We start from the raw sequence: 18,444 nt of genomic DNA on the forward strand, positions 1-18,444 counted from the left end.
GCGTCATGGAACTGGATCCTCTCCTGCTGTCACGACTGCAGTTCGCCTTCGTGGTCGCCTTCCACGCCATCTTCCCGGTGTTCACCATCGGTCTGGCGTCCTATATCGCCCTGCTCAATGGGCTGTTCTTCAAGACCGACAATCCGGCATGGGACCGCCTGGCGCTGTTCTGGACCAAGGTCTTTGCCGTGGTATTCGGCATGGGCGTGGTCTCCGGAATCGTGATGTCGTTCCAGTTCGGTACCAACTGGAGCAACTTCTCCCAGGCGGCATCGAACTTCCTCGGTCCTGTGCTCAGCTACGAGGTGGTCACCGCCTTCTTCCTCGAGGCCGCCTTCCTCGGGGTGCTGCTCTTCGGGCGCGGCAAGGTGCCCCAGGGCGTCCATCTCTTCGCCGCCATCATGGTGGCCACCGGGACCTTCATCTCCTCGTTCTGGATCCTCTCGGCCAACAGCTGGATGCAGACCCCGGCCGGCGTCGAGCTGATCGACGGCCGCTTCCACGTCACCTCCTGGAGCGAGGCGATCTTCAATCCCTCCTTCTGGTATCGCTTCTGGCACATGGTGCTGGCCTCGTTCCTGACCGGCGGCTTCGTGGTGGCCGGGGTCAGCGCCTGGTACCTGCTCATCCGGCGCGACGTCGAGGCCAATCGCAAGGCGCTCTCCATGTGCCTGTGGCTGTTGCTGGTACTGACGCCGGCCCAGGCGGTGCTGGGGGACTTCCACGGCCTCAATACCCTGGAGCACCAGCCGACCAAGGTCGCCGCCATGGAGGGCAACTGGGAGCGCAGCACCAACGTGCCGCTGCTGCTCTTCGCCTGGCCCGACCAGGAGGCACAGCAGAACCGCTTCGAGGTCGGTATCCCGAGCCTCGCCAGCCTGATCCTCACCCACCATGCCGACGGCGAGGTGCCGGGCATCAGCGAGGTGCCGCCCGAGGAGCAGCCGCCAGTATGGCTGGTGTTCTGGTCCTTCCGGGTGATGGTCGGCATCGGGCTCGCCATGATCGTCGTCTCCCTGGCGGGGCTCTGGTTGCGCCGCGGCGGACGGGTCTTCGCGCATCGCGGCTTCCTGCAGCTGATGAGGGTGATGACGGTGACGCCCTTCATCGCGGTGCTCGCGGGCTGGGTCGTCACCGAGGCCGGCCGGGCGCCCTGGGTGGTCTACGGCATGATGACCCATGCCGAGGGGCTGACGCCGTCGCTCACCGGCGGCATGGCGCTGTTCACCCTGGTCGGCTATATCGCCGTCTATGCGGTGGTGTTCTGGGCCGGGGTCTACTACCTGACCCGTGTGGTACGCCAGGGCATGCTGCCCGAAGCGCCGCATGACCACGAGGTGGAGCGGCCCAAGCGTCCGCTGTCGGCCGCCCATGTGCCCTTCGACGACGCCTCTCGCCAACCGGGAAGGAGCTGAACCATGGAAGCATTCGACCTGACCCTGATCTGGGCCCTGATCATCGGCTTCGGGGTGATCATGTACGTGCTGATGGACGGCTTCGACCTGGGCGTGGGGATCCTCTTCCCCTTCGCCCCGGACGAGGAGGCCCGGGATGTCATGATGAACTCGGTAGCGCCGGTGTGGGACGGCAACGAGACCTGGCTGGTGCTCGGTGGCGCGGGCCTGCTGGGGGCCTTCCCGCTGGTCTACTCGGTGTTCCTGCCGGCGCTCTACATCGGGGTCTTCCTGATGTTGGCCGGCCTGATCTTCCGCGGCATCGCCTTCGAGTTCCGCTTCAAGTCCCACCGCAACCGCCGCTGGTGGAACCGCGCCTTCTGCTGGGGCTCAGCCGTGGCGTCCTTCGCCCAGGGGGTGGTGGTGGGCGCCTACATTCAGGGCTTCGCCGTGGAGGACTTCGTCTACGTGGGGGGACCGCTGGACTGGCTGACGCCCTTCAGCGTGCTCACCGGCCTGGGGCTGATGGCCGGCTACGCCCTGCTCGGGGCCACCTGGCTGATCATGAAGACCGAGGGGGCGGTCCAGGCCTGGTCCTACCGGCTCGCGCCGCGCCTGCTGCTGGCGGTGCTGGGGGTGTTCGCGATCATCAGCGTCTGGACCCCGTTCGTCGATGCCGGTGTCCGCGAGCGCTGGTTCGGCCACCTGCATCTGATCTGGGTCTTCCCGGTACTGGCGCTGGCCTGTGCGGCGCTGCTGTGGCGTGCCGTCAGCCAGCGCCGGGAGGGGCAGCCCTTCATCGCCACCCTGGGCCTGTTCCTCTTCACCTACCTGGGGCTGTTGGTGAGCAAGTGGCCGGTGATCGTGCCGCCCGACTACACGATCTGGGATGCCGCCTCGGATCCGGGCTCGCAGCTCTTCCTCCTGATCGGGGTGCTGTTCGTGATCCCCATCGTGCTGGCCTATACCGCCTGGACCTACTGGGTGTTCCGCGGCAAGGTGCGACCCGGCGAGGGGTACCACTAAGCCGATGGGTGCGCCCGACGCGGCCACAGGCGAGCTGACCGCGCGCCGCTACCTCAAGCAACTGGCCGCCGGCGAACGCCGGCGGCTACGTCTTGCGGTAATGGCCGGTACCCTGGCGGGCGGGCTGACCCTGGTTCAGCTGGCGCTGTTGGCGACCTTCATCAGCGGCCTGCTGGTCGAGTCACAGGGGTTGGCGGGCCTGCTGCCGCTGCTGGGCGGCATCCTCCTCACGGCGATCTTCCGATCCCTGATGCTCTATGTACAGGAGACGCTGGGCCAGGCGGCGAGCCTGGAGATCCGCCACCGCGTCCGTCTTGCGCTGCTCGATCACCTGGCGCGGCTGGGGCCGGTACGCCTGGCGTCCCGACACTCGGCATCCGTGGCCAGTGAGCTGGTGGAGCAGGTGGAGGCACTGGATGGCTATTTTGCGCGCTTCCAGCCCCAGCTCTGGCTCTCCGTGACGGTGCCACTGATGATCCTGGTGGCCACGTTCTGGCTTGACTGGCTGGCCGCGCTCTTCCTGCTGATCTCGGCACCGTTGATTCCTGCCTTCATGGCGCTGGTCGGCATGGGCGCCGAACGGCTCAATCGCGAGCAGTTCGCCGCCGTGGCGCGTCTCTCCGGGCACTTCATCGATCGGGTCCGGGGCATCACGACCCTGCAGCTGTTCGGTCGTACCCGGTCCGCGACGGGGGAGGTACATGCCGCCGCGGACGATTACCGCCGCCGCAGCATGCGTACCCTGCGTCTGGCCTTTCTCTCCTCGGCGGTGCTGGAGTTCTTCGCCTCGGTGGCCATTGCCGTGGTGGCGATCTATGTCGGCTTCGGTCTGCTGGGCTACATCGACTATGGCCCGTCGGATCAGCTGACCCTGTTCAGCGGTCTGCTGGTGCTGCTGTTGGCACCGGAATTCTTCCAGCCGTTGCGCACCCTCTCACAGCACTATCATGATCGGGCGGCGGCCCTGGGGGCTGCCGAGGCCCTGGTGACGCTGCTCGAGGAGGTGCCCGACATCGGCCGTCGTATCGACGACGGTGGGCGTGGAGACCAGGTATCGGCCGACAGCGACGCCTTGATCGTGCTCAAGCAGGCCAGCGTCGCCCATCAGGGGCGTGGCTGCGTGCTGCAGCCGATCAGCCTGACGGTGACGCGGGGGGAGGTCATTGCCGTGACCGGCCCTTCCGGGGTGGGCAAATCGTCATTGCTGCAGCTGCTGGCCGGCTTCGTGGCGCCCGATTCAGGCGAACGTCATCCCGGTCGGGACATGAGCCTGGCGTGGATGGACCAGCGGCCGCTGCTGATCCAGGGGAGCCTGGCGGACAATCTGCGCCTGGCGGCCCCGGACGCCAGCGACGAGGCCATGCGCGAGGCCTTGCTGCGTGCCGGCCTCGAGCCGCTGCTGATCTCGCTGCCTCGGGGACTGGCGACCCCGCTGGGTGAGCGTGGCGTCGGCCTGTCCGGTGGTCAGGCTCAGCGCCTGGCGTTGGCTCGGGTGTTCCTGTCCGAGGCCCCGCTGGTTCTGCTGGATGAACCCACGGCCAGCCTGGATGCCGAGACCGAGGCCGGCGTGATCCGGGCGCTGCAGGCGCTGGCCGACGAGGGGCGTGCCCTGGTCATTGCCACTCACCACCCGGCGCTGATGGCCATGGCCAGCCGACAGCTGATGCTTTCCGGGGCAGGGCTCAACGAGGAGGGCCAGCATGTCGCTGACAACGCATGACGGCTCGTGGTGGCGGGTCCTGAGGCCCTGGCTGCGATTGCTGGACCAGCGCCGAGGCCGCCTGGTGCGCGGCGCGGTTCTGATGGCACTGACCCTGATCTCGGCCATCGGGTTGCTGGCCTTGTCGGGCTGGTTCATTACCGCCACGGCGCTGGCCGGGCTGTCGTTGGCGGCGGGCCTGGCCATCACCCTGGATGTCTATGTGCCCGGTGGGGGCATTCGCTTCTTCGCGGTGAGCCGGACAGCGTCTCGCTATGTGGAGCGCCTCTACAATCACGATACCGTGCTGCGCCTGCTCGCCGACCTTCGCGCTCGACTCTTTGGCGTGCTGTCCGGCCTCGACGGACAGGCGCTGAGCCGGCGGCGGGCAAGCGACTGGCTTAATCGTCTGACCGCGGATATCGACACCCTGGACAGCCTCTACCTGCGCCTCCTGGCGCCGGCGCTGGTGGCGCTGGTGGCGATCCTGCTGCTGGCTGGCTTTCTGGCGGTCTTCTCCTTGCCGGTCGCGGCCAGCGTGCTGGTGGTGCTGCTGACAGGGTGGCTATGGCTGACCCTGGGACAGGCGCGACGGGGGATGGTGTCCAGCCGTCGTCAGGTCGAGGATCTGGAGCAGCTGCGAGGAAGGTTGATCGAGCAGCTCCAGGGGCTCGCGGAACTGGAAGCCTACGGTAGCCTGGCGACCCATCGCGCCCGGCTGTTCGACATCGAGGCGCGTCTCTATCGCGATCAGCGATTACTCGGACGCCTTGTCGCGCTGGGCAATGCCCTGGTGGTGCTGCTGGTGAGTCTGGGGGCCCTGGTGGCGCTGTGGATGGCCGCTCGAGCCTGGACAGCCGGGCTGATCGATGGGCCGCTGATGGTCATGATGCCCCTGGCGGTGCTGGCCATTAACGAGGCATTGGCCGCCCTGCCCGCGGCCTTTACCTGGTTCGGGGCGACCTTCGGGGCGGCCGAGCGACTCAATGGCCTGGAAGCGCAGTCCGGTTCGGACGAAATGCCGGCGCCGTCCTGCGGTCAGGAAATGGTCGGCGCGCTGGCGGTCGAGCTGCGGGATGCGACACTGCACTATCCGGGAGCGCCTCGTCCGGCCCTGCAGCATCTGACCCTGTCGGTATCGCCCGGGGAGCGGCTGGCACTGTGCGGTGCTTCCGGTTCTGGCAAATCCAGCGTGGCCGGACTGCTGACGCGACAGCTCAAGCCCGGGTCGGGTGAGTGCGACCTGGGAGGCGTGTCGGTGGCGCGTTGGGACGAGGATACCCTGCATCGACGTGTAGCCCTGCTGACTCAGCAGACAGATCTGTTCGACGATACGCTTGCCACCAATCTGCGTCTGGCGGACCCCGAGGCGGATGAGGCGCAGCTGTGGCAGGTGCTGGCGATGGTCGATCTGGCGGACTGGGCCAGGAGCTTGCCTCAGGCGCTTGCGACCCGTGTCGGGGAAGGGGGCCGTCAGGTTTCCGGCGGTCAGGCCCGCCGCATCAGCCTAGCCCGTGTATTGCTGCGCGACCCGGATCTGGTGATCCTTGACGAGCCCTTTGCCGGGCTCGACGCCGATACCGCGGCACGCCTTGCCGGGCGGCTCGACCCGTGGCTCGCCGGGCGCACCGTCATCTACCTGGTGCACCAGCTTGGCGAGGTCGTCGACCCGCCGGGCATCGACCGCTGCCTGACCCTGCGCGACGGACGACTTTGCACGAATGGTCAGGATGTTTCAGGATGAGACCCACGATTCTCCCGGACGAGGTGTGCCATGCGTGATTTCCTCAGACGCCTGCCCAAGGCCGAACTCCACCTGCATATCGAGGGCTCGCTGGAGCCCGAGCTGATGTTCTCCCTGGCCGAGCGCAACAACGTCCGCCTGCCCTATGCCTCCGTGGAGGAGGTGCGGGCGGCCTATGACTTCTCCGACCTGCAGTCGTTTCTCGACCTCTACTACCGGGGCATGAGCGTGCTGCACACCGCCGAGGACTTCCATGACCTAGCCATGGACTACTTCCGCCGGGCCAGCACCGAGGGAGTGGTGCACGTCGAGATGCACTTCGACCCCCAGGCCCACCTAGTGCGCGGCATCGAGCTGCCGGTAGTGATGGAGGGGCTCTCCCTGGCGCGACGCCTTGCGCAGCGCGAGCTGGGCATGTCCACGGCGCTGATCATGGCGTTCCTGCGCGACCGTCCGGCCGAGGAGGCGATGGCGGTGATGGAGAGCGCATCCCCCTACTGGGAGATGCTCGATGCCGTGGGGCTGGACAGTGCCGAGCAGGGCAATCCGCCGTCGAAGTTCGTCGAGGTGTTCGAGCGGGCGCGACAGCTCGGCATCCCCCGGGTGGCCCACGCCGGCGAGGAGGGGCCGCCCGCTTATATTCGCGAGGCACTGGACCTGCTGGATGTCTGTCGGATCGACCATGGCGTGCGCTGCCTGGAGGACCCGGAGCTGGTGGCCCGGCTGCGCGACGAGGGCGTGGTGCTCACCGTCTGCCCGCTCTCCAACGTGCGCCTGCGGGTCGTGCCGCGGATGGCCGACCACCCCCTGCCGCAGCTGCTCGATACCGGCCTGCGCCTGACCCTCAACTCCGACGACCCGGCCTACTTCGGTGGCGGCATGCTGGCCAATTTCGAGGCCTGCCATGAGGCCTTCGGCTGGTCGGAGGAGGTCTTCATCCAGCTGGCCGGTACTGCCATCGAGGCCGCCTTCATCGGCGAATCGCGCCGCCTCGACCTGCATCGCCAGCTGGCGGCGTGCCTATAGCGTCCCGCCAGCGGGTGGCCCAGGGCCGGGCTGGGCGGCGTCAATGACCCATGGGCGTGCGGGCACCGCAGCGTTGAGGGGCCGGTGTGCAACGGCTTGTAAGATCGTGTAAAAGAGAGGCTCTCATCCTGTCACCGGGGCCGTTCGGGGAGAGCCGTGCTTGAGCCTTAAGACCCGTTTCCTGCTGCTTGCTGCCTGCCTCGTGCTCGTGGCGTCGGCGGCCGCCTGGACCGTCTTCCATCGCATCACCGAGGGCATCATCGAGCAGTGGGGCGAGCGTGTCGCGGCCATCCAGGTGCAGTACGACGGCGGGCGCCTGCTGCAGCCCCTGGAGCGGGAAATTGCCCTGGCGCGCCAGATGGCCGACTCCATCGTGCTGCAGCGCTGGGCGCGAGACCACGACGACCCGGCGCTCAAGGCCCAGGCCTTCGCCGAGATGGAAAGCTTCCGTCGCAACTTCAGCGACAACAGCTACTTCGTCGTTCTGAGAAACAGCGGGGGCTACTACCACAACAATGCCGCCAACGACTATGTCGAGGCGCGCCTTCGCTACCGGCTGAGGGCGGACCGGCCGGCCGATGCCTGGTTCTTTCGGCTGATCGAGGAGGGCCGGGACTTCCATCTCAACGTCAATCCGGACGTGGAGCTCGGCGTCACCAAACTGTGGATCGATGTCCTGATGCGGGACGCTGATGGCGAGATCCTGGGGGTGGTGGGTACCGGCATGGAACTCGAGGGCTTCCTGCAGGAGGTCGTGGATATCCATCAGCCCGGCATCACCACCCTGTTCGTCGACTACAACGGCGCCATCCAGCTCTACCGCGACCGTCGCCTCATCGACTACGCCAGTTTCGTCAAGCCGGAGGGTCAGAAGCGTACCCTGGACCTGCTGGTGGACCTGCCCCGTGACGCCGAGGCGCTGTTCGGCATGATGCGCGAGCTTCGCGAGGCCCCGGACTCGCCGACGAACGTGCGCACCGAGTTCGTGACCGTGGAGGGCAAGCGCCACCTGGCCGGCGTGGCCTTCCTACCGGCTCTCGGCTGGTTCGAGGTGACGCTGCTCGACCTGGAGAAGTTGATGCCACTGGACGGTTTCACGCCGGTGGCGGTGGTGTTCGTGCTCACCCTGCTGGTCACGCTGCTGGTCTTCCACCTGGCGTTGCGCCGCCAGCTGCTGGCCCCCATCGCGGCATTGGAAGCCGCCATGCAGCGTGTCCAGCAAGGGAACATTTCGCCCGCCGAGCTGCCTCGGGGGCGGGGTGAGATGGGCCGGCTGATGCACCATTTCCATTCCATGGCCGAGGCCATTCAGCGCCACACCCGCGACCTTGAGGAGCGGGTCCGCGAGCGCACCGAGGAGCTTGAGGCGGTGGCCATCCGCGATGTGCTGACCGGCCTCATGAACCGTCGCGGCATGCAGCAGTGGCTGGAGGAGCAGATCCTGCGCGCGTCCCGGGAGGGGAGTCACTTCGGCCTGATCTGGCTGGATCTCGATCGCTTCAAGGAGCTCAATGATGGCTTCGGCCATGCGGCAGGGGATAAGGCACTGGTCCGCGTCGCCGAGGCGCTGCGAGATGGGCTGCGTCCCTACGACCGGGCCTCGCGCTGGGGGGGCGACGAGTTCCTGGTGCTGCTCTCGCCCTGCGACGAGCCGACCCTGACCCGGGTGGCCGAGCGCCTGCGCCAGGCGGTTGCCTCGATCGAGGTAGACGGCACCGCGGTCACCATCAGCGTGGGGGCCTGCCTGGCCGTTCCCGGCGAGGATCTCGACAGTCTCTTGAAGCGTGCCGACGAGGCGCTCTACGAGGCCAAGGCCGAGGGGCGCAACCGCGCCAGGGTGGCCGTCTAGCCTCTTTCCGGGTCATGCCCTGCTGTGCACCCGGCGCCCGCCGGCCCAGGTCTCGGCCACGCAGCGATCGTCCCCCAGCATCATCAGCGCGAAGAGCGTCTCGGAGAGCGACCGGCTGCGGGCCGTGCGCCGTGCCAGCAGTGGGGTGGCGGCCGGGTCGAGCACCACGACGTCGGCCTCCATTCCCGGGGCCAGCCGGCCGACCTGACCATGGAGCGACAGCGCCTGTGCATTGCCCAGCGTCAACCCGTAGAAGCCCTGCCAGGCGGTGAGCGGCTGGCCACGCAGCTGACCCACCTGGTAGGCGGCCTTCAGCGTCGCCAGGCCGGAGAGGTCGGTGCCGCCGCCCACATCGCTGGCGTAGCTGATGTTGAGGCCCGCCTCGCGGGCCGCCAGGCGGTCGAAGAGGCCGCTGCCGAGAAAGAGGTTGGAGCTGGGGCAGAAGGCGAGGTTCGCCCCCCGTTCGGCCAGCCGGCCGCGCATTTCCTGGTCGAGGTGGATGCCGTGGGCGAAGGTGCTGCGCGGGCCGACCAGCCCCGACTGCTCGTAGACCGCCAGGTAGTCGCGGCTGCCGGGAAAGAGCTCGGCCACCCAGTCGAGCTCGCCGGTGTTCTCGGCCAGGTGGGTCTGCAGCCACAGGCTCGGGTCGTTGCGCACCAGCCCCCCGGTGGCGTCCAGCTGGGCCCGGCTGGAGGTGGGGGCGAAGCGCGGCGTCAGGCTGTAACCCAGCCGCCCCTTGCCGTGCCAGTCGCCGATCAGCCTCTCGGTGTCGCGGATGCCGCCCAGGGTGTCGTCGCAGAGCGCGTCGGGGGCATGGCGGTCCATCAGTACCTTGCCGGCCAGCATGCGCAGGTCACGCCGGTGGCAGGCGGAGAAGAAGGCATCGACGGAGACGGGGTGGCTGGAGCAGAACACCTGGGCGGTGGTGGTGCCGACTCGCAGCATCTCACCCAGGAAGGCCGCCGACAGCAGCTCCGCATGCTCCCGCGCCGCGAACCGGCACTCCTCGGGAAAGGTGTAGTCATTCAGCCAGTCGAGCAGCTGTCGGCCGTAGGAGGCCATGATCTCCAGCTGTACGTAGTGCACATGGCTGTCGATAAAGCCGGGCATGATCAACTTTTCCCGATGATCGACCACCTCGATGCCCGCGGGCAGCTCGGGGGCCAGGCGGGAAAAGTCGTCCACGGCGCGGATGCGACCGTTCTCGATCCATAGTGCGCCATCTGCGATATGGCGCACGCTGCCCGCGGCGGGGGTGTCCGCTTCGCCGGGGTCGGCATCGAAGCTCAGCAGTTCGGCGCGCAGCACGCGCGAGTCGTTGTTGGTCATCTCTCGTCGGGGCTCATCGAATTATCGTGGGAGCGCACGGTCCGGCGTTCCGGCTTGCAGCGCGAAGGCGGTGGGTACTGCACCGAATGGCAACCGCCGGGCGACTGCGTCGCCCATCGCGCAATGAATTGCGCTCCCACCGGTGGCTGATGCAACTAGTGTCAGCGGTATCATGAAAACACGCGTCTCAGCTCGGCCGGGTCGAGGCCGCGCTGGTCGCCTCGTTCGGGCGTCTCGACCAGCGGCAGCAGCTCGGCGATGGCGGATATGGCGATGGCATAGGGGGTCTTGTCGCCTCCCGAGTGGCCGATGGGACAGCGTACCGTCGCCAGGGCCTCGTTCGTATGGCCGGTATCCGTCAGGCGCGTGCGGAAACTGGCCCACTTGCTCCGCGAGCCGATCAGGCCCAGCGAGGCCGTGTCACCGCGGGTGAGCAGGGCATCCACCAGGGCGCGATCCTCGGCGTGGTCGTGGGTCAGCACCAGGGCGTGTACGCCAGGCGGCAGGGCGGCCACGGCGGCGGCCGGGTCGGGCGCGTGATGGCATTCGAGTCGCGGCTGGCGACTCGCCCAGTCGGGGAAGGCGTCTGTCCGGCTGTCGTGCCACAGCACTCGCCAGGGCAGCGGTGCGGCCAGACGCACGATCTCGCGGCCGACGTGGCCGGCGCCGAAGATTGTCAGCGTGGTGGTGCTGCCGGGGAAGACCTCGAGCAGCACATTGACGAAGCCGCCACAGCACTGGCCGCTGCGTCCGCCCAGCGAGAAGGCCTCCAGGCTCATCCTCGCCGTGCCCTCGCTCAGGCGCCGGCGGGCCGCCGCGATGGTCTGCCATTCGAAGGTGCCGCCGCCCAGGGTGTCATAGACCGCATCGGCGGTGATCACCATCCGCGCCCCGGGCTCCCGGGGCGTGGACCCGGCGCTGGTCACCTGGGTGGCCAGGGCATGGGGCACGCCCTCGCGCTGCAGGCGGTGCAGGGCGGCGTGCCAGCTCTCGGCACGCCAGTCCCGGGGGGCCGCGGGCGTCATCCTGGCTCACCCCTGCCGGTTGGCCGGTCATCGTGACGCGAGCGCAGCGCCTCGGCGGCCAGCAGTACCCGCTCCGGCGTGGCCGGGGTGTCGAGCCGCGGCGCCTCGCGGTAGTCGGCCAGGCTCGAGAGGGCATCGCGCAGCGCCGCCCACACCGAGATGCCGAGCATGAAGGGCGGCTCGCCCACCGCCTTGGAGCGGTAGATGCTGGCCATGGAGTTGGGGTGCCCCTGGAGCAGCTCGACGTTGAAGTGAGCGGGCAGGTCGCCGTAGGTGGTAATCTTGTAGGTGGCCGGGCCGTCGGAGATCAGTTGGCCACTGTCGTTCCACCTGAGCTCCTCGCTGGTCAGCCAGCCCATGCCCTGGATGAAGCCGCCCTCCACCTGGCCGATGTCGATGGCCGGGTTCAGGGAGTCACCCACGTCATGCAGGATGTCGACCCGGTCCACCTGGTACTCGCCGGTCAGGGTGTCGACGCTGACCTCGGCGACGGCCGCGCCATGGGCAAAGTAGTAGAAGGGGCGTCCCTGGCCGGTCGTGCGGTCGTAGTGGATGAGCGGGGTGGCGTAGAAGCCCTTCTCGGAGAGCGACACCCGACCGAGGTAGGCGGACTGCACCAGCTCGCCCCAGGGGATGCGTCGCTCGCTCTCGCCAACGCCTGCCACCAGTGCCCCGGCTTCCAGGCGCATACCCTCGCGGTCCAGGGCGTAGTGCTCGCTGGCGAAGTCGAACAGCCGCGCCTTGAGGCTCAGGCAGGCGTCGCGGGCGGCCATGCCGTTGAGGTCGGTGCCGCTGGAGGCGGCGGTGGGCGAGGTGTTGGGCACCTTGTCGGTGCGGGTGGCGGTAATGCGCACCCCGTCGAGGTCTAGGGCCAGCTCGCGGGCCACCACCTGGCAGATCTTGGTGTGCAGGCCCTGGCCCATCTCGGTGCCGCCGTGGTTGATCTGTACGCTGCCGTCGGTATAGACGTGCAGCAGGGCGCCGGCCTGGTTGAGGTGCTTGGCGGTGAAGGAGATGCCGAACTTCACCGGGGTCAGGGCCAGCCCCTTGCGAATCACGGGGCTCGTGGCATTGAAGGCGCTGATCTCCCGGCGGCGTGCCCAGTAGTCGCTGTCGGCCTCGAGCCGCTCGACGACATGGTGGAGCAGGGCGACCTGCTCCACGGTCTGGCCGTAGTGGGTGGTCTCGCGTCCGGGACGATAGAGGTTGCGCTTGCGGATCGTCAGCGGGTCCTCGCCGAGGCATCTGGCGATGTCATCCATCGCCGCCTCGATCACCATCATGCCCTGGGGGCCACCGAAGCCGCGGAAGGCGGTGTTGGAGGCGGTGTGGGTACGCGCCCGGTGACCAGTGACCCGCGCCTCGCCCAGGGAGTAGGCGTTGTCGGCGTGGAACATCGCGCGGTCGACGATGGCGTCGGACAGATCCGGGGAGTAGCCGCAGTCGCCGATCAGGGTCAGCTCACCGCCCTGGATCACGCCTGCCTGGTCCACGCCCAGCCGGTAGCGGTTATGGAAGGGGTGTCGCTTGCCGGTGACGCGCATGTCCTCGGCACGGGGCAGGCGTAGGCGCGCGCTGCGCCCGGTGCGCCGGGCCACCAGCGCGGCGATGCAGGCCCAGGGCGAGGCCTGGGTCTCCTTGCCGCCGAAGCCGCCGCCCATCCGGCGCACCTCCACGGTCACCGCATGGAAGGGGATGCCCAGCACCTCGGCGACTAGCTTCTGAGTCTCGCTGGGGTGCTGGTTGGAGGTATGGACGACTACCCCCTCGTCCTCGGTGGGCTGGACCAGACAGGCCTGCCCCTCCAGGTAGAAGTGCTCCTGGCCGCCGACGAACTGCTCGCCCTCGATGACATGGGCCGCGCTCGCCAGCGAGCGCTGCCAGTCGCCGCTCTGCTGGACATGGGTGGGGCGCACGAACTCGTCGCGCTCGGCGGCGGTCACCGGGTCGAGGCTCGCCGGCCGCTCGTCAATCTCGGCCAGCCCTTCCGCCCAGGCGGCCCTGACCGCTTCGCGGGCGGCGCGATGGCTCTCGGCGGCCACCGCGAACAGCACCTGGCCGGCGTAGCTGATCTCGTCCTCGACGAAGAGCGGGTCGCCGGGAAAGACCGGGCCGATATCGGTATGGCCGGGCACATCGGAAAAGGCGACCACGTCCACCACGCCGGGCAGGGCGCGGATCGCCGTAAGGTCGAGGCGGGTCAGGCGACCGTGGGCCACCGGCGAGAGTCCCAGGGCCAGGTGCAGGGTATCGGCGGGGGCGGCGATATCGTCGATATAGGCGGCGCGGCCGGTGACATGCTTGACCGCACTCTCATGGGCGCTGGCACTGCCGGCAGCACCGCGGGTCGCGGCGGCCTTATGGGGCTCCGTTCCCCGTGCCAGGGGGCCGTCGCCCTTGATGCGCCCTTCCAGCTCCTGGCGGGCGATGGCGGAGTCAGAGTCGACGTCGGTGTTGAGTATGTTGTCGGAAGACCGGGCCGCCGTAGCGTCGGGCGCGGCAGTCCGCGTGGTATCGGACGCGCTAGAAAGCCTAGTGAGCGTACGCATGGAGCATCACCTCCCGGTCAGTGTGGTCGCCCGGCTGCGCCTGATTTTCACCAAGAAGGACCAGACGCAACCGCTCGAGCAGGTTGGCGGCGGAGAGCCGGCGGTAGTGGGCGCTGCCTCGCACATCGCTCATCGGCTGGAAGTCCTCTGCCAGCGCCAGCCTCGCGGCCTGGAAGGCGGCGGGGGACGGTGCCTTTCCCTCGAGGGCGGCCTCGGCCGCGGCGGCCCGCTTGGGGATCGCCGCCATGCCCCCGAACGCCAGTCGCACCTCGCGCAGCACGCCATCCTCCAGGCGCCAGCCGAAGGCGCCGAGCACGGCGGAGATGTCGTCCTCACGGCGCTTGGACAGTTTCCAGACCCTGAGGTGTCGACCCGCCTCGGGCCGGGGCAGGAAGACGGCGCGGATCACCTCGCCCTCGCGCAGCGCGGTCTGCTTGTAGTCGAGGAAAAAGTCGTCGAGCGGCAATTGCCGCTCGCCCTCCGGGCCGGCCAGCCACAGCCGGGCGCCCAGGGCCAGCAGTACCGGCGGGGTGTCGCCGATGGGCGAGGCGTTGGCGATGTTGCCGCCCAGGGTGCCGCGGTTGCGCACCTGGGCCGAGCCCAGGCGGTGCAGCAGGTGGGCGAAGGCCTCATGGTGTTCCTCGAGCAGTGGTTTCAGGCGCGAGTAGGTCACGGCGCCGCCGATCCACCAGCCATTGCGGTCGTCCTCCAGGGTGGTCGCCTCGATGGCCTGGAGCTCGGCGACGCGCGTGACGTCGACCACCCGCTGGTAGCGGGCCAGGCGCTGGGTGACCTCGAGCCAGAGGTCGGTGCCTCCGGCGACGATCGGCGCCTCGGGATGGCGGCTGCGTTCGTCGACCAGCTCGGCGAGGGTCCGTGGCTGGGCGAAGGCGCTGTCGTCATGGCGCTCGACGGGAGATGACGGCGACGGTCCCGCGGCGTCGGTGCACTTCTCCAGCCATGCCGGACGTTCATGGGGATAGTCGCCCATGGAGAGCGCGGCGTCGCGAATCGGCCGATAGCCGGTGCAGCGGCAGAGGTTGCCGCCCAGTGCCGCCTCCAGGCGCTCTGGCGTCAGCGGCGCCGGGGGCGCTGCTCCGTCCTCCTGCTGATCTTCATAGAGCGTGAACAACGACATCACGATGCCCGGGGTGCAGAAGCCGCACTGGCTGCCGTGGTACGCGACCATGGCTGCCTGGGCGGGGTGCAGCGCCTCGCCCTGGGCCAGGCCCTCCACGGTGACCAGTGCCCGCCCCTGAAGCTGGTGAGCCGGGGTGATGCAGGCGTTGGCGCTGTGGTAGTGAACGCTGCCGTCGGGGCCGGCCTCGCCGATGGCCACCGTGCAGGCACCGCAGTCACCGGAGGCGCAGCCCTCCTTGGTGCCGGTCTGGCCGAGCGAGTCGCGCAGCAGCTCGAGCACGCTGGTGTCGGGCGAGGCCTCGCAGTGGCGGGGCTGCCCGTTGAGCAGGAAGTCGATCATCGCCTTGTCTCTGTTGTTGGCGTGGAAGCCTTGGCGCGTGAGCGCCCGGGGTCAGGTGATTCGATATTGACCATTCGGTCAGGATGTTTCCAGCTTGGTCCAGATTCGACCGCTTTGCAAGCCCGTTTGCACCTTGCAAAGGGGTGGGGCACTATCCTTGGCTTTGATCCGCCATGGGGCAGTGAGGTGGCCGATGACACAGGGGAGCGCGCCCGCCGAGCGAGGGGCGAGAGAGCAGGGCGAGGCCAACGGAGTGACCCGCCAGCGTAACGAGCGCGAGATCCTGGCTGCGGCCGAACGGGTCTTCGCCCGGCACGGCTATCGCGGGGCGAGCCTCCAGGCCATCGCCGAACAGGCCGGCCTGCCCAAGTCCAACGTGCTCTATTACATGGGCAGCAAGCGCGGCCTCTACGTGCGCCTGCTGGAGCGGATGATGGAGCGCTGGAACGCGCTGCTCGATGACATCTCGGTGGAGGATGATCCCGCCGAGGTGCTGGAGGCCTTCATCCGCAGCAAGATGCAGCTGTCGCGGCGTCACCCGGAGGGCTCGCGCCTGTTCGCCGCCGAGATCCTCGGCGGTGCCCCCTTCCTGCAGGAGTACCTGCGCGGCGAACTGCGCGACTGGGTCGAGGCCCGGGCGCGGATCCTCGAGCAGTGGGCCGAGCGCGGGTTGATGGATCCCGTCGAGCCGGTATGGCTGATCTTCCTGATCTGGTCGGCCACCCAGCACTACGCCGACTTCGAGGCCCAGGTGCTGGGCATCACCGGCCGGGACGCGCTCAGCGATGCCGACGTCGAAGAGATCACGACCTTCCTCACCCGGGTGATCCTCAAGGGGTGCGGCGTCCGCTCTCGGGCCGACACGCCGGCCGGCTGATTCTTCCATGACGCTGCCCATCGATTCGCGATTGGACGCCATTCGCGATGCCCTCGAGAGGCATCCGCGCGCCCTGCTGGTCGCCGAGCCCGGAGCGGGCAAGACCACCCGGGTCCCCTTGGCACTGCTCGAGACACCCTGGGCGCGGGAGGGCAGGCTGCTGCTGCTGGAGCCGCGGCGTGTGGCGGCGCGCCTGGCCGCCGGCTTCATGGCCGAGAGCCTGGGCGAGACGGTGGGCGAGACCGTCGGCTACCGGATGCGCGGCGAGAGCCGTGTCGGGCCTTCGACCCGACTCGAGGTGGTCACTCAGGGGGTGCTGACCCGCATGCTCCAGGATGACCCCATGCTCGAGGGCGTGGCCGGGGTGATCTTCGACGAGTTCCACGAGCGCAGCCTGGAGGCGGACCTGGGCCTGGCGCTGGCGCTTGATGCCCAGCAGGGGCTGCGCGAGGAGCTGCGCCTGTTGGTGATGTCGGCGACCCTGGACGTGGACGCCCTGCTGGGCGTGCTGGGTGCGGCCACGCCGGTGATCGACTGTCCGGGGCGGAGCTTTCCCGTCGAGACCCGCTACCGGGCCCTCAACAGCCGGGAGGAGGTTCCGCGCCAGCAGGCCACGGCATTGCTGGAAGCTCTCGAGGCGCAGGCCGGCGATGCCCTGGTGATCCTGCCCGGGGTGGCGGAGATCCGTCGGCTGGCCCGGGAGCTCGCCGGGCGGGCGCCGGCCCTGGTCGTCATGGAACTGCATGGGCGCCTGCCCCTCGACGCCCAGCGGCGCGCCCTGCGCCCCGATGTCGAGGGGCGACGCCGGGTGGTGCTGGCCACCGCCATCGCCGAGTCCAGCGTGACAGTGGACGGCGTGCGGCTGGTGGTGGATGCCGGCCAGGAGCGGGTGCCGGTCTTCCAGCCGCGCAGCGGGCTGACCCGGCTGGAGACGCGCCGGGTCAACCGCGCCAGCGCCGACCAGCGTCGCGGCCGCGCCGGTCGCCAGGGGCCTGGCCTGTGCGTGCGGCTCTGGGCCGAGGAGCAGCCACTCATTCCCCACGGCGAGCCGGAGATCATGCAGGCAGACCTGTCACCGCTGGCCTTCGAGCTGGCGCGCTGGGGCATCCGTGAGCCTGACCGGCTGGCCTGGGTGACGCCGCCCCCCGCCGCGGCTCTGGCCGCCGGTCGTGAGCTGCTGGTCCGTCTCGGCGTGCTGGACGAGGCTTTCCTCCTCACCGAGCGGGGGCGTGCCAGTGTGCGCTGGCCGACCCATCCGCGCCTGGCGGCGATGCTCGAGGGTGCCGCCGAGCTCGAGGCGCGCCCCCTGGCCTGCGCCCTGGTGGCGCTGCTGGAGGGGCGAGCCCTGGACGAGGAGCGCGACCTCGAGCAGGCACTCAAGGTGCGGCTCGAGGCTCCCCGGGCGCATCGCCAGTGGCAGCGTGACGCCGAGCGCCTGGCACGACTCGCCGGCGTGGCACTCAGGGTGGCCAGCCTGGCTCCGCTGGGTGAGCTGCTGGCCCTGGCCTATCCGGAGCGCATTGCGCAGCAGCTGGCGCCGGGGCGCTTCCGCCTGGCCAGCGGAGGCCTGGCGATCCTTCCCGAGAGCCACCCCCTGGCCCATGTCGAACTGCTGGTGGCCGCCGAGCTCGACGGCCAGGCCAGCGGTGCGCGCATCTTCCGCGCCGTGGCGCTTTCTCGAGCGCGGATCGAGGCGCTCTATCCCGGATGCCGCGAGTGGCGGGCGAGCCTGGAATGGTCGGACGAGCAGGGCCGCCTGGTGGGCGAGCAGGTGCGTGGCCTGGGGGCGGTGGTGCTGGCGCGCAGGCCGCTGGCCCGGCTGCCCCCCGAGGCGGTGCGTGCTGCCTTGGTCGAGGCGCTACGCCGTCGAGGCCTGCCGCCGGATGACGACCTGCTGCAGCTGCGCGGTCGGGTGGCGCTGCTGCGCCGCACCTTGGGAGACGAGTGGCCCGACTGGTCCGAGGCGTCGCTGCTCGAGATCCTGGAGGACTGGCTGGGCCCGCATCTCGACGGCATCACCCGGCTGGAGGTGGTGGAGCGCCTGCCGCTGGCGCGCCTGTTGCTCGACAGCCTGGCTTGGCCGCTGCGCTCGCGCCTCGATGCGCTGGTACCGGTGCGCCTGGCGGTGCCCAGCGGGGCCAGCCACCGCCTGGACTACTCGCCCTGCCTGGAGGACGACAAGCCGCCGGTGCTGGCCGTCAAGCTGCAGGAGTGCTTCGGCTGGCAGGCCTCGCCGTGCGTGGCCGACGGGCGGGTGGCGGTGCTGCTGCACCTGCTCTCACCGGCGCGTCGCCCGCTGCAGGTCACCGCCGACCTGGCCAGCTTCTGGGCCAATGGCTACCCGGCGGTGCGCCGCGAGATGCGCGGCCGCTATCCGAAGCACCCCTGGCCCGAGGACCCCATGACCGCCGAGGCCACCGCCCGCACCAAGCGGCGGCCGTGAGCG

Annotated in this window: 12 protein-coding genes; 8 read left to right on the plus strand and 4 right to left on the minus strand. The window is 69.3% G+C overall.

From position 1 onward, the window contains the following. Nucleotides 1-5 precede the first annotated feature (5 nt). The 6 genes from M8009_RS01245 to M8009_RS01270 all read left to right on the plus strand — a co-directional run bounded on the left by M8009_RS01245 (nt 6) and on the right by M8009_RS01270 (nt 8,738). A complete protein-coding gene (locus tag M8009_RS01245; RefSeq protein ID WP_250058950.1) occupies nt 6-1,415 on the plus strand; it encodes a cytochrome ubiquinol oxidase subunit I in 1,410 nt (469 codons plus the stop codon). Nucleotides 1,416-1,418: 3 nt separating this feature from the next. Next, a complete protein-coding gene (gene cydB, locus M8009_RS01250; RefSeq protein ID WP_250058951.1) occupies nt 1,419-2,420 on the plus strand; it encodes a cytochrome d ubiquinol oxidase subunit II in 1,002 nt (333 codons plus the stop codon). A 4-nt stretch (nt 2,421-2,424) separates the two neighbouring features. Beyond that, nucleotides 2,425-4,140 carry a thiol reductant ABC exporter subunit CydD gene (cydD, locus tag M8009_RS01255; RefSeq protein ID WP_250058952.1) on the plus strand — a complete coding sequence of 572 codons (1,716 nt, stop codon included), beginning with the start codon at nt 2,425-2,427 and terminating at the stop codon, nt 4,138-4,140. Then, entirely contained in the window at nt 4,121-5,863 is a 1,743-nt protein-coding gene (cydC, locus tag M8009_RS01260) for a thiol reductant ABC exporter subunit CydC (RefSeq protein WP_250058953.1), read from the plus strand. Before cydD ends, cydC begins: the two co-directional genes overlap by 20 nt. A gap of 30 nt (nt 5,864-5,893) precedes the next feature. Beyond that, nucleotides 5,894-6,889, plus strand: coding sequence for an adenosine deaminase (locus tag M8009_RS01265; RefSeq protein WP_250058954.1), 996 nt, complete (start codon nt 5,894-5,896; stop codon nt 6,887-6,889). A gap of 160 nt (nt 6,890-7,049) precedes the next feature. After that, nucleotides 7,050-8,738 (plus strand): GGDEF domain-containing protein, encoded by a 1,689-nt coding sequence (locus tag M8009_RS01270; RefSeq protein ID WP_250058955.1) that lies wholly within the window; start codon nt 7,050-7,052, stop codon nt 8,736-8,738. 12 nt (nt 8,739-8,750) lie between these two features. On the opposite strand, the gene guaD is transcribed toward M8009_RS01270, so the two are convergent. The 4 genes from guaD to xdhA form a co-directional block, all read right to left on the minus strand. After that, entirely contained in the window at nt 8,751-10,067 is a 1,317-nt protein-coding gene (gene guaD / locus M8009_RS01275; RefSeq protein ID WP_250058956.1) for a guanine deaminase, read from the minus strand. Nucleotides 10,068-10,237: 170 nt separating this feature from the next. Further along, nucleotides 10,238-11,092, minus strand: coding sequence for a xanthine dehydrogenase accessory protein XdhC (gene xdhC / locus M8009_RS01280; RefSeq protein WP_250058957.1), 855 nt, complete (start codon nt 11,090-11,092; stop codon nt 10,238-10,240). Then, nucleotides 11,089-13,641, minus strand: coding sequence for a xanthine dehydrogenase molybdopterin binding subunit (xdhB, locus tag M8009_RS01285; protein WP_250058958.1), 2,553 nt, complete (start codon nt 13,639-13,641; stop codon nt 11,089-11,091). Before xdhB ends, xdhC begins: the two co-directional genes overlap by 4 nt. Then, nucleotides 13,625-15,121 (minus strand): xanthine dehydrogenase small subunit, encoded by a 1,497-nt coding sequence (xdhA, locus tag M8009_RS01290; protein WP_250058959.1) that lies wholly within the window; start codon nt 15,119-15,121, stop codon nt 13,625-13,627. The genes xdhB and xdhA overlap by 17 nt, the downstream gene beginning before the upstream one ends. 193 nt (nt 15,122-15,314) lie before the next feature. Between xdhA and M8009_RS01295 the strand changes: the two genes are divergently transcribed. Then, nucleotides 15,315-15,998 (plus strand): TetR/AcrR family transcriptional regulator, encoded by a 684-nt coding sequence (locus M8009_RS01295; protein WP_250058960.1) that lies wholly within the window; start codon nt 15,315-15,317, stop codon nt 15,996-15,998. A gap of 7 nt (nt 15,999-16,005) precedes the next feature. Beyond that, on the plus strand, nt 16,006-18,441 hold the full coding sequence (gene hrpB, locus M8009_RS01300) for an ATP-dependent helicase HrpB (RefSeq protein ID WP_250058961.1): 2,436 nt from the start codon (nt 16,006-16,008) through the stop codon (nt 18,439-18,441). The last annotated feature ends 3 nt before the right edge of the window (nt 18,442-18,444 follow it).

The sequence above is a fragment of the Halomonas gemina genome, from assembly GCF_023554995.1.
Taxonomy (GTDB): domain Bacteria; phylum Pseudomonadota; class Gammaproteobacteria; order Pseudomonadales; family Halomonadaceae; genus Halomonas; species Halomonas gemina.

Bases quoted from the DNA above. Each gene is read 5' to 3' on its own strand.
- M8009_RS01265 (WP_250058954.1), top strand. From the start codon at position 5,894: ATGCGTGATTTCCTCAGACGCCTGCCCAAGGCCGAACTCCACCTGCAT.
- xdhC (WP_250058957.1), bottom strand. From the start codon at position 11,092: ATGACGCCCGCGGCCCCCCGGGACTGGCGTGCCGAGAGCTGGCACGCC.
- cydC (WP_250058953.1), top strand. From the start codon at position 4,121: ATGTCGCTGACAACGCATGACGGCTCGTGGTGGCGGGTCCTGAGGCCC.
- M8009_RS01245 (WP_250058950.1), top strand. From the start codon at position 6: ATGGAACTGGATCCTCTCCTGCTGTCACGACTGCAGTTCGCCTTCGTG.
- cydD (WP_250058952.1), top strand. From the start codon at position 2,425: ATGGGTGCGCCCGACGCGGCCACAGGCGAGCTGACCGCGCGCCGCTAC.
- cydB (WP_250058951.1), top strand. From the start codon at position 1,419: ATGGAAGCATTCGACCTGACCCTGATCTGGGCCCTGATCATCGGCTTC.
- hrpB (WP_250058961.1), top strand. From the start codon at position 16,006: ATGACGCTGCCCATCGATTCGCGATTGGACGCCATTCGCGATGCCCTC.
- guaD (WP_250058956.1), bottom strand. From the start codon at position 10,067: ATGACCAACAACGACTCGCGCGTGCTGCGCGCCGAACTGCTGAGCTTC.
- M8009_RS01295 (WP_250058960.1), top strand. From the start codon at position 15,315: ATGACACAGGGGAGCGCGCCCGCCGAGCGAGGGGCGAGAGAGCAGGGC.
- xdhA (WP_250058959.1), bottom strand. From the start codon at position 15,121: ATGATCGACTTCCTGCTCAACGGGCAGCCCCGCCACTGCGAGGCCTCG.
- xdhB (WP_250058958.1), bottom strand. From the start codon at position 13,641: ATGCGTACGCTCACTAGGCTTTCTAGCGCGTCCGATACCACGCGGACT.